Origin of the sequence: Arthrobacter sp. CAU 1506, assembly GCF_005047635.1 — a bacterium.
Lineage (GTDB): Bacteria > Actinomycetota > Actinomycetes > Actinomycetales > Micrococcaceae > Crystallibacter.
Genome location: NZ_SUKC01000004.1, coordinates 125623 through 151144, shown reverse-complemented (window position 1 = coordinate 151144; position 25522 = coordinate 125623). Strand labels below are relative to the sequence as shown.

General features: G+C 65.2%; 20 protein-coding genes. 13 read left to right on the top strand and 7 right to left on the bottom strand.

Features of this window, described 5'->3' with window-relative positions:
- Positions 1–69 precede the first annotated feature (69 nt).
- The gene (locus tag E4J89_RS06985) at positions 70–1950 is read left to right on the top strand and encodes a heavy metal translocating P-type ATPase (protein WP_136785410.1); all 1881 of its coding nucleotides are present in this window, start codon (positions 70–72) and stop codon (positions 1948–1950) included.
- 4 nt (positions 1951–1954) lie between these two features.
- Positions 1955–4549, top strand: coding sequence for a cation-transporting P-type ATPase (locus E4J89_RS06980; protein ID WP_136785409.1), 2595 nt, complete (start codon positions 1955–1957; stop codon positions 4547–4549).
- On the opposite strand, the gene E4J89_RS06975 is transcribed toward E4J89_RS06980, so the two are convergent.
- Both E4J89_RS06975 and E4J89_RS06970 read right to left on the bottom strand, forming a co-directional pair.
- Complete coding sequence (locus E4J89_RS06975) at positions 4518–7787, bottom strand: HAD-IA family hydrolase (RefSeq protein ID WP_240691767.1); 3270 nt, start codon at positions 7785–7787, stop codon at positions 4518–4520. The genes E4J89_RS06980 and E4J89_RS06975 overlap by 32 nt on opposite strands.
- Positions 7771–8802, bottom strand: coding sequence for a zinc-dependent alcohol dehydrogenase family protein (locus E4J89_RS06970; RefSeq protein WP_136785408.1), 1032 nt, complete (start codon positions 8800–8802; stop codon positions 7771–7773). The genes E4J89_RS06975 and E4J89_RS06970 overlap by 17 nt, the downstream gene beginning before the upstream one ends.
- A 341-nt stretch (positions 8803–9143) precedes the next feature.
- Here E4J89_RS06970 and E4J89_RS06965 point away from each other — a divergent pair, with 341 nt between their 5' ends.
- Together E4J89_RS06965 and E4J89_RS06960 are read left to right on the top strand one after the other, a co-directional pair.
- Positions 9144–9572, top strand: coding sequence for an Hsp20/alpha crystallin family protein (locus tag E4J89_RS06965; RefSeq protein ID WP_136785407.1), 429 nt, complete (start codon positions 9144–9146; stop codon positions 9570–9572).
- Positions 9573–9594: 22 nt separating this feature from the next.
- On the top strand, positions 9595–10236 hold the full coding sequence (locus E4J89_RS06960) for an NAD(P)-binding domain-containing protein (protein ID WP_136785406.1): 642 nt from the start codon (positions 9595–9597) through the stop codon (positions 10234–10236).
- 110 nt (positions 10237–10346) lie between these two features.
- On the opposite strand, the gene E4J89_RS06955 is transcribed toward E4J89_RS06960, so the two are convergent.
- Positions 10347–11243 carry a ribonuclease Z gene (locus E4J89_RS06955; RefSeq protein WP_136785405.1) on the bottom strand — a complete coding sequence of 299 codons (897 nt, stop codon included), beginning with the start codon at positions 11241–11243 and terminating at the stop codon, positions 10347–10349.
- A 113-nt stretch (positions 11244–11356) separates the two neighbouring features.
- On the opposite strand from E4J89_RS06955, the gene E4J89_RS06950 reads away from it, so the two are divergent.
- The gene (locus E4J89_RS06950) at positions 11357–11959 is read left to right on the top strand and encodes a DUF1992 domain-containing protein (protein ID WP_136785404.1); all 603 of its coding nucleotides are present in this window, start codon (positions 11357–11359) and stop codon (positions 11957–11959) included.
- A gap of 10 nt (positions 11960–11969) precedes the next feature.
- On the opposite strand, the gene E4J89_RS06945 is transcribed toward E4J89_RS06950, so the two are convergent.
- Complete coding sequence (locus tag E4J89_RS06945) at positions 11970–12593, bottom strand: uridine kinase (RefSeq protein ID WP_136785403.1); 624 nt, start codon at positions 12591–12593, stop codon at positions 11970–11972.
- A gap of 147 nt (positions 12594–12740) precedes the next feature.
- Here E4J89_RS06945 and E4J89_RS06940 point away from each other — a divergent pair, with 147 nt between their 5' ends.
- The 3 genes from E4J89_RS06940 (at position 12741) to E4J89_RS06930 (ending at position 15270) form a co-directional block, all read left to right on the top strand.
- On the top strand, positions 12741–13535 hold the full coding sequence (locus tag E4J89_RS06940) for a lipoate--protein ligase family protein (protein ID WP_136785402.1): 795 nt from the start codon (positions 12741–12743) through the stop codon (positions 13533–13535).
- A 40-nt stretch (positions 13536–13575) separates the two neighbouring features.
- A complete protein-coding gene (moaA, locus tag E4J89_RS06935; protein ID WP_136785401.1) occupies positions 13576–14685 on the top strand; it encodes a GTP 3',8-cyclase MoaA in 1110 nt (369 codons plus the stop codon).
- 159 nt (positions 14686–14844) lie between these two features.
- Complete coding sequence (locus E4J89_RS06930; protein WP_169303934.1) at positions 14845–15270, top strand: DUF4262 domain-containing protein; 426 nt, start codon at positions 14845–14847, stop codon at positions 15268–15270.
- 33 nt (positions 15271–15303) lie between these two features.
- Here E4J89_RS06930 and E4J89_RS06925 read toward each other — a convergent pair whose 3' ends face one another.
- The 3 genes from E4J89_RS06925 to E4J89_RS06915 all read right to left on the bottom strand — a co-directional run bounded on the left by E4J89_RS06925 (position 15304) and on the right by E4J89_RS06915 (position 17439).
- Complete coding sequence (locus E4J89_RS06925) at positions 15304–15933, bottom strand: MBL fold metallo-hydrolase (RefSeq protein WP_136785399.1); 630 nt, start codon at positions 15931–15933, stop codon at positions 15304–15306.
- Positions 15930–17018, bottom strand: a complete 1089-nt coding sequence (locus E4J89_RS06920; RefSeq protein ID WP_136785398.1) for an S-(hydroxymethyl)mycothiol dehydrogenase — start codon at positions 17016–17018, stop codon at positions 15930–15932. The genes E4J89_RS06925 and E4J89_RS06920 overlap by 4 nt, the downstream gene beginning before the upstream one ends.
- 163 nt (positions 17019–17181) lie before the next feature.
- A complete protein-coding gene (locus E4J89_RS06915; RefSeq protein WP_127512700.1) occupies positions 17182–17439 on the bottom strand; it encodes a glutaredoxin domain-containing protein in 258 nt (85 codons plus the stop codon).
- A gap of 183 nt (positions 17440–17622) precedes the next feature.
- Between E4J89_RS06915 and E4J89_RS06910 the strand changes: the two genes are divergently transcribed.
- The 5 genes from E4J89_RS06910 (at position 17623) to E4J89_RS06890 (ending at position 25416) form a co-directional block, all read left to right on the top strand.
- Positions 17623–18330, top strand: coding sequence for an SOS response-associated peptidase (locus tag E4J89_RS06910; protein WP_136785397.1), 708 nt, complete (start codon positions 17623–17625; stop codon positions 18328–18330).
- A 247-nt stretch (positions 18331–18577) separates the two neighbouring features.
- Positions 18578–19009, top strand: coding sequence for an SRPBCC domain-containing protein (locus tag E4J89_RS06905; RefSeq protein ID WP_136785396.1), 432 nt, complete (start codon positions 18578–18580; stop codon positions 19007–19009).
- Positions 19010–19294: 285 nt separating this feature from the next.
- The gene (locus E4J89_RS06900; protein ID WP_136785395.1) at positions 19295–19609 is read left to right on the top strand and encodes a DUF6504 family protein; all 315 of its coding nucleotides are present in this window, start codon (positions 19295–19297) and stop codon (positions 19607–19609) included.
- A gap of 98 nt (positions 19610–19707) precedes the next feature.
- Entirely contained in the window at positions 19708–23265 is a 3558-nt protein-coding gene (gene dnaE, locus E4J89_RS06895) for a DNA polymerase III subunit alpha (RefSeq protein WP_136785394.1), read from the top strand.
- Between the two features lie 330 nt (positions 23266–23595).
- Positions 23596–25416 (top strand): HNH endonuclease signature motif containing protein, encoded by a 1821-nt coding sequence (locus E4J89_RS06890; protein ID WP_136785393.1) that lies wholly within the window; start codon positions 23596–23598, stop codon positions 25414–25416.
- The last annotated feature ends 106 nt before the right edge of the window (positions 25417–25522 follow it).

Below are 25522 nucleotides of genomic sequence, written 5' to 3'. Positions count from 1 at the left end.
GAAGGCTGCTGCTGCCGGTGATAGGCGCAGGGCCGGCTGCAAAATGCCTTGGTCATAGTGGAGGCAGCAATGGGGTTCGCTCGCCGGTACCCGCTGGTTTTGGCCACGCTGCTGTGTTTGCTCGCTGTGCTTGGGCTGCTGCTGGGCGGGGCTGCGGCGGCGGCTCAGTGGTTGGCCACCGTTTTCGCTCTGCTCGTGGCGGCCTGGCTGGCTGTGGGAATGGTGCGGGCGGCTGCCCGTGGGCGCCGGGGGATGGATCTGTTGGCCTTGTTGGCCGTCGTCAGCACGGTAGCCGTTGGCGAGTACCTGGCCTCGATGATCATCGTGCTGATGCTGTCGGGCGGCAGGGCACTGGAAGATTATGCGCAGGGCCGGGCGCAGCGTGAGTTGACCGCCCTCCTGGAGTTGGCACCACAGACCGCGCATCGTGAAACGGACGGTACGCCGGAAGACGTGGGCGTGGATGAGATCCGTGTGGGGGACGTGGTTCTGGTCCGGCCGGCTGAGGTTGTGCCCGTGGACGGCCTGCTGATCTCGGATTTTGCCTCTTTCGACGAGTCGGCACTGACCGGCGAGAGCTTGCCGGCCGAAAAGTCCGCGGGCGACGCGGTGATGAGCGGGTCGGTCAATGGCGAGGCGGCAGTTCGCGTCCAAGCCACGGCGCCAGCGGCCGACTCGCAGTACAGCCGAATAGTGACGCTCGTTCGAGAAGCGTCCGCGAGCCGGGCTCCGGTGGTCCGGTTGGCGGACCGTTTCGCCGTGCCATTCACCATTTTTGCGCTGTCCCTTGCTGCTGGAGCGTGGTGGATCAGCGGCGATCCCGTGCGGTTCGCCGAAGTTCTTGTGGTGGCCACACCCTGCCCGCTGCTGATCGCCGCCCCGGTGGCCCTTGTCGCCGGAATGAGCCGCGCCTCCCGATCGGGCATCATCATCAAGAATGGCGGGACACTGGAGAAGCTGAGCCGGGTGAAGTCGGCTGCTTTCGATAAGACGGGCACGCTCACCGGCGGCAAGCCGGTACTCCTGGAAATCCGTCCCGCCGGAAACCCTCCCCGGATTCGGAGCGAGGAACTGTTGCAGCTCGCCGCATCGGCCGAACAGTACTCCTCGCATGTCCTAGCCGGGTCTGTCATCGCGGCTGCTACCGATCGGGGTCTGGTCCTGATGCCGGCAGACCAGGCAGATGAATATGCGACGCAGGGTGTCCACGCTGTCTTCCCCAGCCGGGAGGTGAGCGTGGGAAAGTTCGCTTTCGTATCGCAACACGCCGCTTCCGTGGACAAGACGGAACTTTCCGGCGGACAAATGGCTGTTTATATAGCGGTCGACGGCGTTTACGCCGGTTCGTTGATCATGAGCGACGCCGCCCGGCCGGAGGCGGGAACGACGCTGCACCAGTTGCGGGAACTGGGCGTCGGGGAAACCCTGATGCTCACCGGTGACGCCCGGGAGACCGCCGAACATATCGGCATGGAACTGGGAATCGAGCAGGTTGAGGCCGAATGCACGCCAACGGACAAAGTGGAACTGGTCAAAGCCCTGCCGTACCGGCCGGTGATGATGGTCGGTGATGGGGTCAACGACGCACCCGTGTTGGCGGTGGCCGACATCGGAGTGGCGATGGGCGCCAAGGGGTCGACGGCGGCCAGCGAGTCTGCGGACGTCGTCGTCATGCTCGATGACCTGTCCAAGGTGGCCGAGGCCGTCGCCATCGGCAAGCGTACGGTGCGGGTGGCGCTCCAAAGCATCTGGGTAGGGGTGGCATTCAGCGTCGCGTTGATGATTGCCGCCGCTTTCGGTCATATTCCCGCCGTGGCCGGGGCTCTTTCGCAGGAACTGGTCGACCTCGCCACCATCCTCAATTCCCTTCGCGCCCTATCGCCGACGCGCCGCGCCGCAGCCAGTGCCCCGGCACGCCCCGAGCGTGTCTTTCCACGGTCGGCACGGTGACGTGATGACGACGGTGGCAGCTGGCCTCAGCACAGCTGATGCTGCCCGGCAGCTATCGTCGGATGGGCCTAACCTCCTGCCGCTGATGAACACGGTCCCGAAGTGGCGCCAGGTCTCGGCACAGTTCACTCATTTCTTTGCCCTGATGCTGTGGGTCGCCGCTGCGCTGGCTTTTCTCGCCGGAATGGCCCAGCTGGGTACCGCGGTCGTCGTCGTCGTTGTCATCAATGGAACGTTCTCCTACGTGCAGGAAGCGAGGGCCGCGCAGGCTGCGTCCAAGCTACGGGCCATGCTGCCCGCACAGGTCCTGGTCAAACGGGACGGCCAAGCGGTGCAGGTGGCGGCCGCTGAGATTGTGCGCGGCGACGTTGTGCTGCTGACCGCGGGGGACAGGATTCCGGGTGATGTCGAGTTCGCCGTGGCCGAATCCTGCACCGTTGACGAGTCAATGCTGTCCGGCGAGAGCGAACCGGTGGCGAAGAACCGTGGTGATGGTGGTTATGGCGGTACGTTCCTGGTGAATGGGAACGCCGAGGCGCTGATCACTGCCACCGGCTCGCGGACAAGATTGGCTTCCATTGCGTCGTTGACGGCAACCGCGCAGCCGCCGCAAAGTCCGCTCAACAAGGAACTGCGACGGGTTGTCCGGCTGATCTCGGTCGTGGCGCTGAGTTTCGGAGGCGTGTTTTTTGCCGTTTCGCTGCTGACCGGTCTTTCGTGGCGGGACGCGTTTCTGTTTGCCATCGGTGTTGCGGTCGCCTTGATACCGGAGGGCCTGCTGCCGACCGTGACGCTTTCGCTGGCGATGGGTGCCCAGCGGATGGCGCGTCGCAATGCCCTGGTTCGACATCTGCAGGCAGTCGAAACGTTGGGGTCCACCACGTTCATCTGCACCGACAAAACGGGAACGCTGACGCAGAACCGCATGAGCGCCGTCGAAACGTGGACACAAGCGGGGATCGTCAGGCTCAACGGCGAGGGGTATTCCCCGACGGCGGAGATCACCGGAAGCGCGCTCGCAGTGCAACAAGCACGCCGCCTGGCACGTGCGGCGCGAGCAGCTTCACGGGGGCGCATCGTCCGGCGTCAGGAGCGCTGGACCGCGGACGGGGACCCGATGGAGGCAGCTTTGGACGCTCTGGCCCACCGGTTGGCACGCGGTGCGGCCATCGAGGAGGTTCCGGTGGACTTCCGCTGGAGTTTTGACCCCGTGCGCAAACGGGAATCCGTTGCCGCCGGCGCTGAGCTCCTGGTCAAAGGCGCACCCGAGAGCGTTTTGCCGCTCTGCGTGGCATCCACGGATGCTGCGGCCTGTCAGCGGGCCTTGGAAGACATGGCGGCCCGCGGACTTCGGGTCCTCGCGGTGGCCGAGCGAGCGCTCGCGGACCTTCACGCGGGGGAGGAGCAGTTCTCTTCCGACGAAGCCCTGACGTATGAGAACCAGCTGACGCTGCTGGGGCTTGTGGGCTTGCACGACCCACCGCGGGAGTCGGTGCCGGCAGCGCTCAGGGCGGCACGGACGGCTGGCGTGAAAGTCGCCATGGTCACCGGCGACCACCCCTCGACGGCGGCTGCCATCGCCGCAGAGATCGGGCTGCTGGGACCCGAGAAAAGGGTCGTTGAGGGAAAGGATCTTCCCGACGACGACCATATGCTTGGGGCGCTGCTGGACCGGGACGGGGTGGTCGTCAGCAGGGTTTCGCCGGAGCAAAAGCTGCGGGTGGCCCGGGCCCTGCAGTTGCGCGGCCATGTGCTGGCCATGACCGGCGACGGGGTCAACGACGGCCCGGCGCTGCAGGAAGCGGACATTGGCGTCGCGATGGGCGCCAGCGGCACAGATGTTGCGAGAGAAGCGGCAGATCTGGTCCTGCTGGACGACGATTTTGCCACGATCATCGCCGCGGTCGAGCAAGGCAGGGCTACCTACGCTAACATCCGCAGATTCCTCACCTATCACCTCACGGACAATGTTGCGGAACTCACCCCGTTTGTGGTCTGGGCTCTTTCCGGCGGCAGTTTCCCGCTGGCGCTTGGTGTGCTGCAAATCCTGTTCTTGGACATCGGGACGGATCTGTTGCCGGCATTGGCACTCGGCAGCGAACGAGCCGGCAAGGGCGTCTTGCAGCGGCCGCCGGAGCGCCGCCATCTGATGGACTCGGCACTTCTGGTTCGGGTGTTCGCGGTGCTCGGGCCGGTTGAAGCGGTCTGCGAAATGACGGCATTCACCCTGACCATCTGGCTGGCCGGCTGGCGGCCAGGATCGGCCTTACCGGATTGGGAGGTGCTGGCTGCCGCGTCCGGGGCTGCGTTTACCACCGTCGTGCTGGCGCAGTTGGCCAACGCCTTTGCCTGCCGAAGCGAATCAGTTCCACCATGGCGCTTGGGGTGGGGGACCAACCGGATGCTGCTGTGGGCCGTGGTCGTGGAGCTTGCTGCCTTGGTGGCGTTCCTTGCGATCCCTCCGATAGCGGCCATGCTGGGGCAGGCTCCACCAACCACCATCGGGTTGCTGACCGCGGTACTTTCCATGCCGGCCTTGCTCGCCTCCGACTATCTGTACAAGAAGTTCAAGCCCCAGCATGCCGCGGAGCGGGTTTAGGCACGCGCATGGCGATGGTGCCTCCGGGCGCCATCAGGGAGGTATTTTTTCCCACTTTGATGCGGATGGGAGCCGCCGTGCCTTCGGCCGACTCGACCTGCAGGATGGATTCTTCCAAGCTGACGTCGAGCAAGTGTCCCCGGTACCTGATGCAGAAGGAGACCTTTTTCAGCTCGGCTGGCAGACGCGGATGAAAGACGAGAGTGTCGGAACTCATCCTGAGCCCGGCGAAACTGCGCTGTACGACGTCGATGGTTCCGGCCATTGCCCCCAAGTGGATGCCGGTGCGTGTGGTGCCGCCCTGCGTGTCGTCGAGATCGGCGTCCAGGGCGTCCCGGAAGGTGGCCCAGGCTTGCTCCGGATCGGATGCGGCCAGCACCGAAGCGTTGGTCACCCGGCTCAGGGTGGAGCCGTGCACCGTCCGCGCCAAGTAGTAATCGACGGTCCGGGCCAGCTGCGAGGCGGTTGCGCTGTAGCCCATCCTGCGCAGGCGCTGCAGCAATTGGTCCTCGCCGAGGACGTAAAAAAGCATCAGGACGTCGGCCTGCTTGGACAGTTTGTACCGATTCGTGCTGTCGCCTTCTGCGGCCAGGATCAAGTCCAGCCGTTCGATATTGCCGTAGGTCCGCCGGTAGCGCTCCCAATCGAGGTCCTGCAACCGGTCGAATCCTTCGAACTGGCTGATAATTCCATCGTGGAAGGGGACGTGCAGGAACCGCCCCAGCGAATCCCAGTGTCCAAGCTCGGCGCTGGATATCCCGAGGCTCTTACGCAGGTCCCGCCGGTCTTGGCCTCGCAGGGCGGCCAGGATTTTGGCGGGGCGGGAACACACCCAAGCCGCCATCACGTTCGTGTAGGCGTTGTCGTCGAGCCCCTGGCCGGGGCGCTCCGGGTAGCCGTCGTGATACTCATCCGGACCCATCACACCGCGGAGATGGAACCGCCCATCCGGGCCGCGCTCCGCCATGGCAGCGAAAAGCCGGGCAACTTCAACAATGATTTCCGTGCCGCGGGCCATCATCCAGTCGCGGTCCGCCGTTGCCTCGAAGTACTGCCAGACGTTGTAAGCAACGGCCAGACCGCCGTGGCGCTGGAGGCGGGAGTGGTCTGCCATCCATTGGCCGGAGAAGCGGTTGTACAGCCATCTGGGTGTCTCCTCGGTCCCGTCACTGCCGCTCCGCCACGGGAACATCGCTCCGGGCAGCCCGGCATCGCGTGCCGCGTCCCGGGCGGCATCGAGACGGTGCCAGCGGTAATCGAGCAGGGACCGGGTGACCGAAGGCGTGCGGGAGGTGACCAGCGGCAATACGAAAAGGTCATCCCAGAAGATGTGTCCCCGGTAGCCTTCGCCGTGCAGCCCGCGCGCCGGCACCCCAGCGTCAAGGCCCTCCGTGTTTGGCGTAATCGTCTGCAGCAGGTGGAACACATGCAGATTCAGCACCAGTTGCGTCTCCCGGTCGGCGTGCAGATCGAACGTGAACAAGTCGAGCAGCCGCCGCCACGTGGCTTCATGGCTGACGAACAGCGCGCCAAAACTGTCAGGAGTCCGGTCCAGTGCCGCGCGGGCACCGGCCTTGGCGGAGGACACGCCCCTGTCCCGGGAGCTGACGATCGCCGCGGTCTTGCAGACCACCAGCGGTACCCCGTCGACCACGTCAGCCACGTGCACTTGGAGCCAGCAGGAGCTGCCGGCCGCGGCCTCTGCCGGCGTGGGGGAGGGCCGGCTGCGCGCAGTGCCGGCGGTGGGCCCGGCGAAGGACGTCCTGACCGCCACGGCTACGCGGATCTGGCTTTGGTTCGTCTCGACGTCGACGATCTCCACCCCGTCCTGAACAGCGGCGCTATGGACGGTCAGGTGGCGGCTTCCCCACGCCGGATCTTCCACTACGTTGGCGTTGATGATGTCCCGGTCGATGCCGGTCCTCAGCTGAACGGAGCCGCTCCAGCCTCGGGGGGTGAGGGTGGTTTCCAACACTGCCAGCCGGGGCTGGGCCATGGAAACGATCCTGCGCTGCGACACCTCAAGCTGCAGACCCTGCCCGTCGTCTAACTGGACGAGGCGGGAAAGAACTGCACCCTCCATGTCCAGCTCCCGGCGTTCACGAAGAGTCTTAGGTCCTCCGTCGGACCACCACCCGGCTGCGCCGAAGCGGAGATCGAGAGGAAGCCAATTGGGCAGATTGACCATGTGCTCTGACTCTGTGGTTTCACCGTTCACTACCTGGGGAACCCTGTTGTAGAGACCCGCAAGGTACGTGCCGGGGTAGTGCACGCCGTCGTCCCTCGCCTCCGGGGAAGCACCTCGGGTGGCCATCCGGCCATTGCCCAGCGTGGTCAGGGCTTCGCGGTGACCTTCGTGCCACGGATCATAACCGTTGTAGACGAGGCGCCACGGGTGGGTGATGACCAGGCCGATGTCGAGCTCGCTTACATCGTGGAGGACTATGTCAGCCCCGGCGTCCTCCAAATTCGTGCGCTGGGAGGTCCGGTCGATCCCCACGACGAGTCCGAAACCACCCCGGCGGGCGGCTGCCACGCCTGCCGTTGCGTCTTCCACCACTGCGATCCGGGCGGGCCGAACCTTCAGCCTTCGGGCCGCCTCAAGAAAGGCCGCAGGGGCGGGCTTGCCGGGCAGATGGAGTTGTGAGGCTACAGTTCCATCGACGACGACGGTGAACATGTTCTCCAGAGCGGCAGCAGCCAACACCGCTGAGGTGTTGCGGCTCGAACTCACCAGGGCGATCGGCACCTGGCTCGCCCGCAACCGGGTGATGAGGTCCACCGTCCCCGGAAAGGTCTGCACGCCATGCCGTCCCAGTTCCTCAAGGAACAATGCGTTCTTGCTTTTTCCCAGCCCAACCGCGGTCCAAGCGCCTGGCGGATCGGACGGCTCGCCCGGCGGCAGATCGATGCTGCGGGACCGCATGAATTCGAGTATTCCTTGTTCCCGGGGCCGGCCGTCGAGAAAAGTGAAGTAGTCGCCCTCGTGATACGGGGCGGCATGTGCCGAAGCAGGAACCCGGGCGTCCGAGAGGACGCTGTCGAACAGCCTCTTCCACGCTGCACGGTGCACCGACGCAGTATCTGTGACGACACCGTCAAGGTCGAAAATCACGGCGTCGAAAGGTGAGACGGCACCCGCCACGGTGGGGGAGCCGATGTAGCGGGCGGCATCCGACGGGGTTCCTTCGCCCTGCGGTGTGCGTGAGGCCGAGGGCAACTCAGGACGCATCGTCATCGGCCGCGATGTGGAGGACGGCCGCCCCGTTGACCCGGTCCGCTGCCAGATCTGACAGGGCCGTGTCCGCTTGTGCAAAGGGGTAAGCCGTCGTGGTTGGCCGAAGCGGAATTTGGGCCGCGAGAGCGAGGAATTCTCGGCCATCCTGGCGGGTATTGGCGGTCACGCTCAGCAGTTGGCGTTCTTGAAACAGCTCGGCGCCGTAGTTCAGCTGCGGAATGTCGGTCAGGTAGATGCCGGCCACCGCCAGCGTTCCGCCGCGGTCCAAGGCACGCAGGGCACTGGGGACCAGGTCCCCGGCTGGAGCGAAAAGAATTGCTGCATCCAGCAGCTCAGGAGGTTCCGCCGCGGCGTCTCCGACGAACGTGGCACCGAGGTCTCTGGCCAAGCTGCGGGCTTCCTCGGACCGGGTCATGACGTAAACCTCGGCGCCTTCAAACAGCGCCACCTGGGCGGCGAGGTGGGCGGAGGCCCCGAAGCCGTAGATGCCCAGCCTCCCGCCGGGCTTCACTCGGGATCTGCGGAGCGACCGGTAACCGATGATGCCTGCGCATAGCAGTGGGGCTGCTTGATCGTCGGAGAAGACGTCCGGTATGGAATAGGCGAATGCTTCCGGCACCGTGGCTAGTTCCGCATATCCGCCGTCGTCATCCCAGCCGGTAAACCGTGGCTCAAGGCAGAGGTTTTCGTCCCCCCGCAAGCAGAAGCGACAACTGCCACACGTCCCGCGGAGCCAAGCGATCCCTACCCGTTCGCCGATCTCAAACCGGGCACAGCCGGGCCCTGTGCCGACCACCTCGCCAACCACCTCATGGCCTGGCACCACATGCTCTCTCTTCGCGGGCAGATCGCCTTCGGCAAGATGGAGGTCGGTCCGGCAGACGCCGCACACCCGGACCTTGATGAGTAACTCGCCGGCACCGGGAACGGGATCTGGGCGGCTGCCAAAAACCAGCGACGCTCCGTTGCCGACACTGGACACGGGGCCCGGGCGATCGATCCACCAAGCACGCATGCCTCCCCCTCACGGGCTGCCGACAGCGCTGGCCTGACATCGTCGAGTGGCTGGTCGGCCAGTCTCAGGCCTTCAGTTTAGCCAGAATGCGGATTGCAGGGCAGGCACCGGTGCAGCGGGTGCACGGTCCGGCAGCTTGCGACCAAGGCACCTGACCTGCGAGTTCTCATGGGGCCCTTCACGCGAGGCGGGAGCAGGGATAAACTCCATGCGTATCTGAGGGGGCAAGAAAAACGATAGCGGTTACGGCCGTGAATTTTTCAGCTTTTCACGGCCGCACCATGGACCGAGATCTGAGCGCAGGCGCTCTGTCTGCGCCTGGTGCCTGAGGAGTGAAGATAATGAGTGATTTGCTGAGGTGGTCGCCGTTTGAGCGCCGTTCGCCCTTTGAACTGATGGAGCCGTTCCGCCGATTCTTCGAAGGCGACACGGAGAAATCCATGATCCGCGTCGAGGAGGAAGTCAAGGACGACACCTTGACGATTCGCGCCGAACTTCCAGGCGTTGATCCGGCAAAGGACGTGCAAGTCACGCTTTCCGAGGGGCAGCTCCAGATTCGTGCGGAACGGCAGGAGCGGACCGAGCAGAAGGACAAAGGCAACTACCGGTCCGAATTCCGCTACGGCTCCTTCTTCCGCAGCGTGCCGCTGCCTCCGGGGGTTAAGAGTGAGGACATCACCGCGACCTACAAGGACGGCGTGCTTGAAATCCGGGCACCCATTCCGCGGGCCGGCGAGGAGCCCCCGCACCAGCGGATCCCGATTAACTAATCGAACCTCGAAGTGAAGCATCATGGCGGAAATTGACATCATTGGCAGCGGCCAAATGGCCCGCGGTATTGCTACTCGACTGCTCCACGGCCGAAACAACGTGCGAATCATTGGCCGGAACGACAACCAGATGCGGGACCTGATCGAGTCGCTTGGAGCAGGCGTCACCGGCGCCTATATGGGGAGCCCTTTGACCAGCAACGTGGTGATCCTGGCGGTTCCCCACGGCGCGGCCAGGGAAGTGATTCTGGAATACAGCGACGGCCTGGACGGGAAGGTGGTTGTCGACATCAGCAACCCGGTTGACTTCGCCACCATGGACCGGCTCACCACGGCACCCGGGTCTTCGGCGGCCGAGGAAACCGCGGCCATGCTGGCCGGGCGTGCAGAGGTAGTGAAGGCGTTCAACACCACCTTTGCCAAGACCCTGTTGGCCGGCAACGTGGCCGGCCAACCCCTCGACGTCTTCATCGCGGGTGATTCCGAAGAGGCGAAGGAGAAAGTCAGTGCTCTCGTCGCTGGCTCGGGCATGCGTCCGATAGATACCGGTCCGCTGCGGTGGGCCCGGGAACTGGAGGCGTTCATGCTGCTGGTCATGGCGCTGCAGACGAATCCGGAGCATCAGCACTTCAATTGGGATACGGCGCTGAAGATCCTTCCCTAGGCAGACGGACTGGTCCTGTGCCGCCGGCCGAGGCGTGCTGGATTGCTGACCGAGAATCACTTCAGTGGCGGAGGCGGCGACAACCGAGGCCTCCGTACTGGCGCATGTCCTTAGGTTGCGGCAGACTCCCGGCGCTTCGGAAAGGGGATCACGTCCAAATCCTGCGCCATGACGACGGCGGTGTTCCCTGCACGGGCGACGGCTTGCTCAGCCAGCGGGGACACATTGGCATAGCGCGACGAGAAGTGCGTGAGCACCAGCAAGCCCACACCGCCGCGGGCAGCTAGATCGCCTGCCTGTCCCGCCGTGAGGTGACGGTATCGCGCCGCCAGCACGCCGTCGTCGTCGCTGAAGGTGCACTCGGCCACCAACAGGTCAGCGCCGTCCGCGAGTTCCTCGGCACCGGGACAGACTGCTGTGTCCATGACGAAGGCGAACCTCTGGCCCGGCCGCGGTACGCTCACATCTTCCAGCCGCACACCGTTCAGGGATCGCTGGTACTGGAGGCGTCCGACGTCGGGGCCGGCAATCCCGGCGGCTGCGAGCCGTTCGGGCACCAAGCTGCGGCCCTCGGGCTCCGTCAACCGGTAACCGTAGGCCTCGATCCGGTGGTCCAGCGGTTGTACGTCCAGTCCTTCGGCAACGGCGCCGGCCGCGCCGTGCGGGTGCAGGTGGAGGTCCAATCCCGGGGTAGCGAGCGAGACCAACGCCCGAACCACCTCCTCGCCCGAGGCCGGGTAGTGCAGATGGACCGGATGCTCAACCCCATCCAGAACCATCCGGGAGAGAACGCCCGGCAGGCCGTAGCAGTGGTCACCGTGCACGTGCGTGATGCAGATCCGGGTAATCCGGCTGGCCGAGACTCCGGCCAGGATCATTTGCCGCTGCGTTCCCTCGCCCGGATCGAACAAGAGCCCTTCGCTGTCCCAGCGCAACAGGTAGCCGTTGTGATTGCGGGTCCGGGTGGGGGCCTGCGAGGCGGTGCCGAGGACAACGAAGGTGCGCATGGCTCCGAGTCTGCCACCGCACATTGCCGCGTGTGGACCGGGCTGGGAAAATATCAGCAATTGCTCGGTGACCGAGCAACCGGGCAGAGGCTCTACGGAGGCGGTGAGGAGAGATGGGCAGGGCTGCGGAGGACAACAGCCGGCGATGGGAACGGGCCGCCGAGTTGCGCGCCGCGCGGGAACAAGGCCAGGCCAGCCCGGAGGATGAAGAACTGACCGCTGCGGAAGAGGAGAAGCAGCGGAAAATCCGCGAGATGGACGCCTCCCGGCGAGCCGATTACCTGGTCCGGGAGGCCATGGCGCGGGGCGAGTTCGACGACCTGAAATATGCCGGAAAACCGATCCCGAACCTGGGAAACGGATACGACCCCGACTGGTGGCTCAAGGGGTTGATCGAGCGCGAACACCTCACCGGGCTGGGACCCGAAGCCCTGCTGTTGCGCACCGAGGACGCAGAGCTGGATGGCCGGCTGGACCAACAGGTCGCGGAACGGCAGGTGCGCGAGATCTTGGAGGATTTCAACGCCCGCGTGGTCAACGCGCGGCGCCAATTGCAGGGCGGCCCGCCGGTCATCACCAAGACCCGCGACCTGGAGTATGAAGTCGAACGCTGGCGCGAACGCCGGGCCGTCAGGGCCGAAGCAGAGGCAGAAGAGAGCCCGGAGCCCGAGCCGAAGCGCCGCTGGTGGCGCCGGATGTGGGACGTCACCGAGTAGTTCCGGTAGCTTACTGCCGCCCGCCGACCGACAGCGGCTGCAAGGCGGCCAATTCCTTCTTCACCTGCCGCTTAGCGACGGCACGGAACCCTGCTTTCAGGTAGCGTTCCCGCACGCCTCGTTCGGAGCGGAAGAGGGCCCAGCCGCGCTTGAGCAGGAACGGCAGCGGTTTGCGGTGCTCGCGCAGGTCGCGGGCCAGTCGGCGCACCGCCGTCGTGATGGGAGGGACCTTGATGAAGATGGCGTCCACCTCCACGCCGAGGCCGCGCAGCGGGGCCAGGACGGAATCGGCGAAAATGCCCTCGGCGACCACCGGGCCAGCGGCAAGAGCCACCGTGCGGTATCCGCTGTAGCTGGAAGTGGCGATGGAGTAGTTGGGGATCTCGGTGTGCCCGGTCTGCAGCAACTGCACCATCGCGCGGGCCGCGGCGTCGCTGTTCCAGGTGCCGGGATGGTCCCAGTCGATCTCTCCGTAAGGTGTCTGCGGCAGCGGCGACGCAGCGGTGTGCTCGCCGATCTCCCGGTAGAACCCGTCGAGCTCTACGTGTGGGTTGCCGAACCGGGCCGCCAGATAGGACTTGCCGGAACCGGAGGCGCCGCCGAGCAAAATAAGCGGGGTTTGGGGAGAAGGCACATGGCTATTATTCCGTGTCCGCCGCCCCGGACGGATCCATACGCGCCGGGACGCGGGCAGGAGGGCGCGGGCGGCTGGCCGGGCCGTAAGATGGCAAAGGTATTCCGCCCCGCCCGGCACGCGGATGAGCACGTTGAGGAAGCAGGCATGACGTTGGAGCAGGCAGCGCAGGCCGCTGGCGGACTGGAATGGGTCCACCAGCCGGCATCGTTCGGTGCGGAAGCGGACCTGCAGTACGGGCTGGAACTGCTGGCCGCCGCGAAGCAGGGACGGCTGGGCCCCACAATGCGCGTCTACCGTCCGGCGCCGACGGTGGCGTTTGGCCAGCGTGACGCACACCTGCCCGGTTTTCAGGAGGCAGCACGGCGCTGCCGCGAGCTCGGTTTCGAGCCGCTGGTTCGCAAAGCAGGCGGCCGTGCCGCGGCGTACCACGAGGGTTGCCTGGTGCTGGACCATGTGGAACCGCTGGCGGACGCCATTGCCGGCGCGAAGCGGCGCTTCAGCCAGTTCGGCGAGCTCATCGCCGGTGGCTTGCGCGACGCGGGGGTGCTTGCCGCCGTCGGCGAAATCCCGGGGGAGTACTGCCCCGGCGAGTTCAGTATTCACGGCGCGTACGCCCTCGATCCGCTGCGACGGGTCAAGCTGGTGGGGACCGCCCAACGGGTAGTTGCCGGGGCGTGGCTCTTTTCCTCGGTGGTGGTGGTGCAGGATTCGGCTCCGCTGCGGGAAGTGCTCACGGCCAGTTACGACGCGCTCGGACTGGACTGGGATCCGGCGACCGCCGGCTCGGCCGAGGACCTGGTACCCGGGCTGAGCGTCGCCACGGTGGAACAGTCGCTGCGGACCGCCTACTCCGGCCACGCCGAGGTGCGGGACGGGGCGTTCGGCGAGCTGGTCGGACGGGTGCCGGCGCCCGTTGTAGTCCGGGTGCAGCCCGCCTAGTCTGGAAGGACTTCAAGTCCCGGCACGGTGGAGGCGCACCATGGACGGGCCAGCACAGCACGGTCCGAACATTCTGAACGACGCATTGGGCCGGCCGCTGCGGGATCTGCGGATCTCCGTGACCGACCGGTGTAACTTCCGCTGCGTCTACTGCATGCCCAAGGAAATCTTCGGGCGCGACTTCGTCTTCTTACCGAAGGACGAGCTGCTCAGCTTCGAAGAGATCACCCGGGTAGCCCGGATAGCGGCCGCACTGGGGGTGGAAAAGATCCGGCTGACCGGCGGCGAACCGCTGCTGCGGCGTGGCATCGAACATCTGGTGGCCGGGCTGGCCGAACTGCGCACGCCCGAAGGCCGGCCCCTGGACCTCGCGATGACCACGAACGGTTCGGTGCTGGCACGCAAGGCGGAGGCACTGAAAGCCGCAGGGCTGTCACGGGTAACGGTCTCGCTGGACTCCGTCGATGACGCCACCTTCCGCCAGATGAACGACGTCGACTACCCGGTGGCCACGGTGCTGGAGGCGATTGGGGCCGCGGCAGCTGCCGGGCTGGGCCCGGTGAAGGTAAACATGGTGGTCAAGCGCGGACTGAACGACGACGGCATCCTCGCCATGGCGCAGCACTTCCGCGGTACGGGGCATGTGGTGCGGTTCATCGAATACATGGACGTCGGTTCAACCAACGGCTGGAACCTGGCCCAAGTGCTCCCTTCGGCGGACGTGGTGCGCCGGATCGACGTCGAGTTCCCGCTGGAACCGCTGGCCCCTCGCTACGCAGGCGAGACCGCAGCACGGTTCAGGTACCGCGACGGCGGCGGCGAGATCGGAACGATTTCCAGTGTCACGCAGGCGTTCTGCCACGGCTGCACCCGGGCGCGGCTGAGTACCGACGGGAAGCTGTTCACCTGCCTGTTCGGCGTCGGAGGCACCGACTTGAGGGCTCTGCTGCGCGGTGGCGCCGATGACGACGAACTGGCCGGCGTGCTTGCCGGTGTGTGGCGCCGCCGGTCGGACCGCTATTCGGAGCTGCGCAGCGCCGAGACACCGGGCGTTGGTGCCCCACCCGGAGACGCGTCGGCCCGGAGGGGCGCTCCGCCGGCTGCCGGCTGGCCGGGGCGAAAAGTGGAGATGCACTATATCGGCGGCTGAGGGTGACTTATCCACATCGGCTTATCCACATCGGCGCAATCGGCGGTGTCCCCGGGGCGGATCCGGCCGCAGACTGGCTGGACAGCAACCCGACCAGAGGAGCCTATGGTGTGCGACATATGCGATGGCCTGACCCATCGGGAGGCCAGAGAGAAGACGTTGCGCACCATCGACAAGTATGGCTGGCAGTGCATGATCGTCGAGGGCGATGCGGATAACACCGCTTTTGGCTACACCATCGGGCTGACGCAGCAGCAGCATCCCGAGATCCTTGTCACTGGACGGATGCATGCGGAAACGCACGCCCTCCTCAGCCTGCTGGTGCATCGGGTGCTCCACCACAACCTGACGTTGGTTGCCGGTATGGGAGTAGCGCTGCGACCGCGCAAAGTGGCACTGGCCAGGATTGAGCGGCCGCAGGATGTGCTGCTGGTCGCCGCGGACCTTTACAAAGGCCGGCTGCGCGGCCTGCAGGCTATCTGGGCGGATGAGCAAGGGCTGTTTCCGTGGCAACAGGACGTCCCGGACGTGCTGACCCAGCCCCTGTATGGAACACCGCCCGTGCTCCAGCCGAAGCCGGATTGAGCACGGGCGGTGCGTCAAGGTTTTGCGGTCTGATCAGTGACCGCGGGCAATCCACTCGTCCAGCTGCGGTGCTTCGGCTCCGATGCTGGTGGCATCGCCGTGGCCGGTGTTCACCGTGGTGTCGGCCGGCAGCGTCAGCAGCCTGTCCTTGATCGATTCGATGATCGTCTCGAAGCTGGAGTAGCTGCGGCCGGTAGCGCCGGGGCCGCCGTTGAACAGCGTGTCGCCGCTGAACAGCACGCCTGCCGATTCCAGGTGGAAGCAGACCGAGCCGGGGGAGTGGCCGGGGGTGTGGATGGCCTTCAGCTGTGTTCCCGCGACCTCGAACGTGTCGCCGTCCTTGATCGAGTGGTCCGGTGTGCTGTCCGGGAAGACCGCGGCCCAGAGCATCCGGTCGTCGTCGTGCAGGTAGACCGGGGCCTTCACCAGGTTACGGAATTCGCCGACGGCGCGGATGTGGTCATCGTGGCCGTGGGTCAGCAGGATGGCCTTCACGGTCCGGGAACCGACCGCGGCGGCGATGGCCTGCGGGTCGTGTGCCGGGTCGATGACGAACACCTCGGCGTCGTCCCCGACGATCCAGACGTTGTTGTCTACATCCCAGGTGCCGCCGTCCAGCGAGAAGGTGCCCGAGGTGACCAGGTTTTCGATGGTGGCGCTCATGCTACTTCCACCACCGAACGCAGGACCTTGCCCTCGTGCATCTTGTCGAACGCGGCCTCCACATCCTCCAGCTTGATCCGCTCGGTGACGAAGGCGTCCAGGTCCAGGTTGCCCTGCTTGTAGTGGCTGACCAGCATGGGGAAGTCCCGGGACGGCAGGCAGTCGCCGTACCAGGAGGACTTCAGCGAGCCGCCGCGGCCGAACACGTCCAGCAGCGGCAGTTCGAGCTTCATATCCGGGGTGGGAACGCCGACCAGCACAACGCGGCCGGCCAGGTCGCGGGCGTAGAAGGCCTGCTTGTAGGTTTCCGGGCGGCCCACGGCTTCAATCACGACGTCGGCGCCGTTGCCGCCGGTCAGCGCCTGGATGGCCTCCACCGGGTCCTGTTCCTTGGAGTTGATGCCGTGCGTGGCACCCAGCGACTTGGCCAACTCCACCTTGTTGTCGTCGATGTCGACGGCGATGATCGTGGTGGCCCCGGCCAGTTTGGCGCCGGCGATGGCGGCGATGCCAACTCCGCCGCAGCCAATCACGGCGACGGATTCGCCGCGCTTGACCTCACCGGTGTTGATGGCCGCGCCAATGCCCGCCATGACTCCGCAGCCGAGCAGGCCGACGGCGGCCGGATCGACGTTGTCGTCCACCTTGGTGCACTGGCCCGCGGCCACCAGGGTCTTCTCGGCGAAGGCGCCGATGCCCAGGGCGGGGGAGAGCTCGGTGCCGTCCTCCAGCGTCATCTTCTGGGTGGCGTTGTGGGTGTTGAAGCAGTACTGTGCCTGGCCGCGCTGGCAGGCCCGACACTCGCCGCAGACCGCGCGCCAGTTCAGGATCACACGGTCGCCGGGCGCCAGGTTGGTGACATCGGGGCCGACGGCGCTGACCACGCCGGTGGCTTCGTGGCCAAGCAGGAACGGGAAGTCATCGTTGATGCCGCCCTGCTTGTAGTGCAGGTCGGTATGACAAACGCCGCAGGTGAGGATGTCCACCAGTGCCTCGCCGGGGCCCGGGTCCGGCACCAGGATGGTTTCGATGGAGACCGGCGCATTCTTTTCCAGGGCCACTACTGCCCGTACCTTGTGAACCATGCGGGAGTGATTCCTTCCTAGCGAAGTCTGGCGGGGCCGTCGTCGGCCACCTTGCCCATCCTAGGAAGAAAACAGGGGCGCCACAATTTCCAAAACGATTGTTATGAAAACTGTGGCGCCCCTGTTGCCTACACGGCGGATTTCGGCGGAGAGCCTGGGGTTGCTAGACGCCCAGGCGCTCCTTGACCAGCGAGAGCGGCGGATTCGTTGCGCTGCTGCCATCAGGGAAGAGCAGGGTGGGAACCGTCTGGTTCCCGTCGTTGAGCTTCTCGACCAGCTCGGCGGTGCCCGGGACCTCTTCGATGTTGATCTCGGTGTAGCCGATGCCCTGCGCATCGAACTGGGTCTTCAGGCGACGGCAGTAGCCGCACCACGTGGTGGAGAACATGGTGACGGTTCCGGCAGCAGGTGTGTAATCCAAGGTGGCTCCTTCTGTGTGAAAGCTTGTGTACATGTCAACGCTGCCCCGGCCGCGGCCATTCCCGGTGCTGGATAGCGGGGCCGGTGCCCGGGGCTTGGCGCCGGTGCCGGGGCCCGGGGCCTGCCATCGGATGCCGGGGCCCTTCCGCGCCCGGGGCCTGCTGACCTGCATCATAATGGAGGCATGTGTGGCAGATACGTGATGGCGCGGGGAACCGGCGACCTGGTGGCTTCGTTCGACGTCGATGAGTCCTATGTCGAAGAGATCCAGCCTTCGTACAACATTGCACCGACCGACCAAGTTCCCCTGATTATCGACCGAAGAGCGGCCAGCGGTGACGGGGTGTCCAGAAAACTCATCATGGCACGCTGGGGCCTGGTGCCTCCGTGGGCCAAGGATCCTCGTTCCGGCGCACGCCTGATCAATGCGCGCATGGAGACCGTCACGGAAAAACCATCGTTCCGTAAGGCAGCGGCGAGAAAGCGCGGGTTGCTCGTTGCCGATGGGTACTTTGAGTGGCAAAAGACCTCGGACGGCAAGATACCGACCTATCTGCACGGCGAACACGAAGAGATGTTGGCCTTCGCGGCTCTCTTTGAGAACTGGCCCGATCCTGCGTTGCCTGAGGATCATCCGGACAAGTGGCTGCGGACCTGTACCATCATCACCACCCAGGCTTCCGATTCACTGGGGCATATCCACGACAGGACGCCGCTGATCGTCCCGGGCGACCTCTATGCGGACTGGCTGGATCCGGAAACAACGTCAGAGGCCGATGTGCAGCAGTTGCTGGCCGCCATGCCCGAGCCGCACCTTGTGCCGCGGAGGGTCAGCTCCAAGGTCAACAATGTGCGCAATAACGGACCCGATCTCATCGACGAGGCAGCATGAGCGCGGTTTCGGCGGTTCGGAGGAGCGGCTTTCCGGCCGACCTCGCGCTGTTGGCCTGATCGCTCGCTCCGACCGGCGGGACCTTTGGCGGTTTTCCGATCCCGCGTACTGCCCCGGTTAGCAGCCGCCCCTTTGTCAGCGTTTGTCCGCAGCATTTGCGCCGGACTTATTGTGCACCGGCCGCCTCTGCTGAAAGCTGGGGAATAGCCGGATGCACTGCTTCGGCGCTGTCTGCGGGAGGAAACCCATGACGGGAAAATTTGTCGCCAGTTCGACGACGACCATCGCGGCACCGCGCGATCGCGTCTGGTCAGTAATTACCGACCCCGAAGCCATCAAGGGTTTTATGTTCGGTACCGAGGTCCAGACCGACTGGAGTGTTGGCGGCCCCATCCGCTGGCGGGGTGAGTGGGAAGGCAAAGCCTACGAAGACAAGGGCCAGGTGGTGGAATTCGAACCTGGTAGGCGACTGGTCGTCACGCACTTCAGCCCGCTGACCGGGTTGGAGGACGTGCCGGAGAACTACCACCGCCTCGTCTGGACGCTGGAGGAGGTTCCCGGCGGAACCGAGTTCACGCTGTCGCAGGACAACAACGCCAGTGCTGAAGATGCCGAACACTCCAAGTTGATGTGGGACAAACTGGTGGGCGATGTGAAGTACCTGGCCGAACAAGGCTAGGGAGGGGCCCGCGGCGTCCATCCAGGGCAGGGGAAGATCCCGCGGCGTCCGTCGAAGGCTAAGGATGGCCCGCGGCGTCCGTCGAAGGCTAAGGATGGCCCGCGGCGTCCATCCACAGGGCCTTCTTCCCGCTCTGATTTTGTCAGTGCCTGACCCTACGCTTGATCTTGGATTCGAACACATATTCGAATAGAATAAAAGGGTCAAGTTTTACGGCAGGCGTGTTGGTGCAGGGGCGCGTGCTGCAAGCTCTGACCCGTTGTCCAGATGAAAGGTGACTGGGACATGGGTGTTTTCAGTGAAGCTGTCGAAGTTGTTTGTTCCCCTGCCGGACAGCCGCTGCGGCTGCGGTGGCAGGGCAGGAGCTACCGGATCGTCGCTGAGCCAGTGCGTTGGTATGAACGCCGCAAATGGTGGGCGGAAGAGCTGCGTGCAGAGCGGGGCAGGGGAGCCGGGTTGGTGGACCATGAAATCTGGCGCGTTCAGGCACGGCTGAACGGCAGATCCCAAATCCGCACCTTGGATCTTTCCCACCAGGTGGATGCTGACCGCTGGCGACTGATCCGTGTACATGATGCGGTCCGGGAACTGAGCGCCTGAGCGCAAACACGCTGGTGCCAAACAGTATTTTCCCGCCCGGTTTGCGGCTTCTGCCGGATAACGATCCTGAGCCTTGAATGAGGCGTTTGGAATGACCAATGAGCTTTACCCATCTTCATGTCTCCACGGCGTTCAGCGCCCACTACGGTGTCTCCTGGCCCGATGAGCTGGCCAATGCAGCCGCTTCCTTCGGGGCGGATGCATTGGCCTGCACGGACCGTGACGGGCTCTACGGAACGGTCAAGCACCTCAAGGCCTGCCTGGCCGTAGGGATTGATCCGATAGTCGGCGTGGATCTGGCAGTCCAGGACGACGGCGGCCGGGACACCGGGCGCGTTGTGGTGCTGGCACATGGTGGGAACCAAGGCAGCGGCTACCATGCGCTCTGCCGCCTGATTTCGGCAGCGCATGACGGTACGGCTGGCAGCGGACGGGGGAGCAGGCACCGGACGCCCGGGGTGACGCTGGAGCAACTCGCCCGGCATGCCGGTACCCCGGACGGCGGAACTGCCCTTACGGTGCTGTTGGGTCCGATGTCCGAGGTCGGTCAGGCACTGCGCCGCCGCAGCTACACCGAAGCCCGCAGATTGGCCGGCCACTGGCGCACAGTACTGCCTGCCGGATCGCTGGCCATGGAGATCGTCTCCCATCTCAGTGCCCCCGGCGAGAACCTGAGCACCGCCCATGCCGTGCGGATGCTCAACCTTGCCGGCGAGCTGAAGATTCCAGCCGTGTTGACCAATGCCGTGCGCTACTGCGAAGAAGACGGAGCAGCCACCGCAGATGTGCTGGACTCGGCCAGGACATTGACCGCCTTGTCCAAACTGCCTGACCTGCAGCCCAGCGCCCAGGGCTGGCTGAAATCGCCTGCCCAGATGCAGGCGCTGGCCCGGGAGATCGTCCAGGCAGCCGGCGGCGGTAGCCGGGACGTGCACCGCCTGCTGTCCACGACCGAAGCCGTGGCGGACCGGTGCCGGATGGACCCGTACCAAGACATGGGCTTCAAACATCCCGTGGTCCCGGAAGCCTCGGTGATCGGAATCGACGGGGAGCCAATGGCCGAGCTGCTACAGCGCTGTGAAACCGGCATCGCAGAGCGCTTTGGCGGAATGTCCGGACGGGCAGAACAGGAACTGCGGGACCGGCTGACACATGAACTGGGCATCATCTCCCGGCTGGGCTTCGCCTCCTACTTCCTGACGGTGGCCGAAGTGTCGCGAATGATTACCGGCATGGGCGTGCGGGCTTCAGCCCGGGGCTCCGGCGCCTCCAGCCTGGTGAACTACCTGCTCTATATCAGTCACGTAAACCCGCTGGACCACGGGCTGATCTTCGAACGCTTCCTCTCCCAGGACCGCTCAACCCTGCCGGACATAGACATTGATGTGGAAAGCGCAGAACGGCACAACGTCTACCAGAAGATCTTCGACCGATTCGGCAGCGAGCGGGTCACGCTGATGAGTATGCAGAACGGCTACCGCGCCCGCGGAGCGGTCCGTGACGCCGGCCTTGCACTTGGTCTGCCGGAGGACGAAATCTCAGGTATCGCCAAGCAGCTCTGGCGGTTCTCCGCGCGCAAATTCCGTGAGGCAATGGCAGAGAAGCCTGAACTGCGCGAGTTCTCGGCCCAGGTTGAGCAGAACCAGCAACTGGATCTGCTGGTGGATCTGACCGAACGGCTGGACCGGCTGCCCCGGCATATCTCCATGCACCCTTGCGGGGTAATCCTGGGAGACACCTCGCTGCTGGACCGTACCCCAACCCAGCCCAGCGGACTGGGACTGCCGATGAGCCAGTTCGACAAACACGATATGGACCCGATGGGCATGCTCAAACTGGATGTGCTGGGTGTGCGGATGCAGAGCTCGATGGCTTACGCGCTCGCCGAAATCGCCCGCATTCACCCCACCAAGGAAGCTGTGACAGCGGCCGGAAAACATCCGGTGGATGAGGACGGGGAAGGGCCCGGGTACATTGCCGCGGACGGGACAATCAACCTGGAACAGGTCCCGCTGGACGACGAGCCGACCTACGAGCTGATCCGCAGCACCCACACTCTGGGATGCTTCCAGATCGAATCCCCGGGCCAGCGCGAACTGGTGGGCAAGATGGCGCCGCGGGACTTTAACGACCTGATCATCGACATTTCGCTGTTCAGGCCAGGACCCATGCAATCTGACATGGTCCGGCCGTTCCTGGAGCAGCGCCACGGTTGGGCTCCGGAGCGCTTCCCTCATCCGGACCTGATCCCGGTTTTGAAAGAAACCCATGGAGTGACTGTTTTCCACGAACAAGTCCTGAGGACCTTTGATGTCTTTACCGGATGCGGGCTGGCCAAGGCGGACGAATTCCGCCGGCTGCTGGGCAACGAGGAAGCGGAACCGGCGGTGGAGGATTATTTCCGCAAAGCTTCGCTGGACCGGGGATACCCGCCGGACGTAGTGGATACGGTTTGGACCACCTTGAAGTCCTTCGGCAGCTTCGGCTTCTGCAAAGCCCACGGTGCCGCTTTCGCCGTCCCCACCTACCAGACCGCGTGGTTGAAAGCACACCATCCGGAGGCCTTCCTTGCCGGGCTCTGGGAGCACGACCCGGGGATGTATCCGCGCCGCCTGTTGGTGGCCGAGGCGCGGCGCCTCGGTATTCCGATTCTGCCGTTGGACATCAACCGCAGCACTGACCGCTACCGGGTGGAACGTGTTTCGTCAGCTGCCGGAGAAAAGCTGGGCATCCGGCTCAGCCTTGCCGGCATCTACGGGCTCTCAGCTACAGAGCTCCGGCGCATTGTCGCCGGACAGCCGTACGAATCTTTGGCCGACCTCCGGGCCCGGGGCAAGGTCAGCAAACCTGCGCTAAAACGCCTGGCCCAGCTGGGAGCCTTCGATGAACTGAACCGGGCTACCGGCCAACGCGGCGGACGAGCTGCCAGCCGGACGGACCTGGTTTATCACCTGGACCAGCCAGCCGCGCGCCCGGTGCCCAAGCGCTACCAGCCCAGCGAAGGCCAGCTGTCCTTGCCGCTGGGTGATCTGGAGCTGCGCAACCTGGTCCCGGTCTTCCCCGAACCGACGGCGGTGGACATGGTGCGCACCGAACTCGACCTGCTCTCGATCGACGCCAGCTCCCATTTGATGGAGAGCTACGCGCCGCTGCTGGCACAACTAGGGGTCACACCGGCCAAGGACCTGCTGGGCTTGCGCAACGGAAGCGAAGTGATGGTGGCCGGCATCCGGGTCGCTACCCAAACCCCGCCTATGCGCGGCGGCCGCCGGGTGGTTTTCATCAGTGTGGACGACGGCACCGGCTGTGTAGACGCCACGTTTTTCCAGGAGGCACAGGAACGCTCCGGCCCACTGCTGTTCGGGACCGAGCTGCTGCTCATCCGCGGGCTCACTCGCCGGACCGGCCCCAAGGGACTCGGGTTGCAGGCACTTGAGGCCTGGGACCTATCCGATACTGCCCGTCTGCCGCTGCCGGGAAACACGGTCCGTCCCGAACCGACGCACGTTCGGGCCCCTGACGCACCGCCGGCAGCACACCCTTCCAGACCACTGAGTACCGCCGAGCTCGCCCGCCGCATGGCCGAGGAAGGCCTCGACAACCGCGGCCCGGCAGAACCCTGGCTGGCCGGAAGCCGTCCGTCCCGGGCCGGGTGAAGCCGGCCGGACGGAGTCTGGCGGGTCAGGTGGCCGGGTAAAGGCCGGGCGGATGATGGGTGCCGCGTGGGTTCTGGCGGTACTGCTCCAAGGCGCGGCGCAACGCCCCTGTTTATGCTGCTCCGTGATGTTGCCAGAGGTTGGCGTGACTGTTGCTGCTGTTCGTCTTTACCCTGACCATCAGGATCGAGCCCGTGGAGCGGACTCCCCACGCCACCGGTAGCTCGAACCGCGCCCACCCTACCTACACATCCGCCTTTTTGCTGCAGCGCGTCCACATCAGTGCTCACGCCACTGCTGCCGCTTTCCAGCGCTTCATAGGCTGGATTTATGGCGATCGAAGTGCTGGATGCGGCTCCGGGAGCAGGGCAGGATGATTCCGCTCTGTTGGTCCGACTGCGTGCCGAGGTCGCCGGTGTTAATGATCGGCTCCGTGCTGACGGCCTGACCCGCAGCACCAAATGGGTGGCCAGCACAGCAGCGCAGGTGGAAGAGCTGGCCAATACAGTGGCCCAGACCCAGCTGATCCTGGCCCGGATTATCAAGGCGCAGAACATCGCGGCTGTGGGAGAAACAGATCAGCCACATGATCCGGACGACCCGCACCGGCCGAAGCGTGGCGCCTTCAAGTCGAATGAGGATTTTCTGCGGGCGAAGCTCGGCATTGGCCGGCAGGAGGCCGCGCGCAGGTTTCAGCTGGCTGAGGCTACGGAACCGCGGCCGGTTCCCGAAGGCACACCGGCCCCGCCGCCCCGGTTGCCGGTCTTGGCCCGTGCGCTGGATGAAGGGCAGGTGTCCGGCCAGGCCGCGAACCTGATCCGGAGGGCCGTGGACGGGCTGCGTCGGATCGCTGCACCCGACCAGCTGCGCCAGATGGAAGAGGCATTGGTCAAGCACGCGGCCGATTACGATGTCGACTCCCTGAGGCTCTTGATCCGGCAGTGGGAGGGTGGCCTACATCCCGGCGGCACCGATCTGACGGCAGCGGAGCTGAAGGCGCGTCAGGGCTTGTTCTACCGAGGCCGACGCAACGGCCTGCACTGCTACGAAATCAACGCCACCGATGAGCAGAATGAGGTCCTGGCAACCGTGTACAACACGGCTACCAATCCCCGCCTGCGGGAAGGCACTGCTACCGCCGGCACTATCGGGTTCGGTACCGGCGCCAGCCCTGCTACCGGTGAAGACGCAGCCGGCGAAGACGCTTGTGTCGGAAACGCGCCTGCGCTCCGGCCGACAGCCGCCGATCCGCGCAGCGTCATCGGGGACGCGAACCACCCGGACGATACTGATCCCGACGCCGCATCTGGCCAGGAGCTAGACGGTCGGACCCGACAGCAGCGGCACCTTGACGGTTTGGTCGGTGCCTGCAACGTCGCTCTTGCCACGGACCTGCTGCCGGCGGCGGGCGGACTCCGTCCCCAACTGCTGGTCACCATTGACTACCAGGACCTAGCCTCCGACCTCGGCAGACCGGGAGCCAGCACATTCTCCGGCCCGCTCAGCGCAAAGACCATCCGCCGCATGGCCTGCGATGCGGACATCATTCCGGTGGTCCTCGCCGGCATGGGCCTGATCCTCGACGTCGGCCAGTCCCAGCGACTGTTTCCGAAGTACATGCGGCTGGCAATCATCGCCAGGGACGGAGGCTGTGCCTTCCCCGGATGCACCGCACCCTCAACGTGGACAGAAGTGCACCACATCCAATGGTTCGAAAAGGGCGGCCCGACATCCACCGACAACGGCGTCCTGCTGTGCAGTCACCACCACCACCTCATCCACGAAGGACACTGGCGGATCGAAGTCATCAATGGCATCGCATGGTTCTTCCCGCCGCCCGATGTGGATCCTACGCAAAAACCACTACGCAACCACGTCTGGCTCAAACACGCCCAACTGCCCGAACGCCAGCCGGGACCGGCAACGGATGGGCAAGGGGCCGGGCACTCCGGCGGTCCTTTGCCGGGAAGCGAGCCAACTTTGCGGCCGAATGCCCCGGATCCCTCGGCTGACAGGGTCAGTGCGCCGCAGGCCCCGAGGCAGGAAGAACTCGCTATCAGCATGCGGGACCCCGCCGAATCCGCCAGCCCGGACAGGACGTCGAGTCCCTTTGAAGGTTGGCCAGCTCAGCCGCAGACACCGCCCTTCTAGGCTCCGCCTGGCCTTGATGCTGCGACGAACATGCCTTGCAGCGAACCGGCCTCGCGTATGACAGGCCCCGTGATGCGGCGCGGTGGTCGTCCCCGGTCTGGCCGCG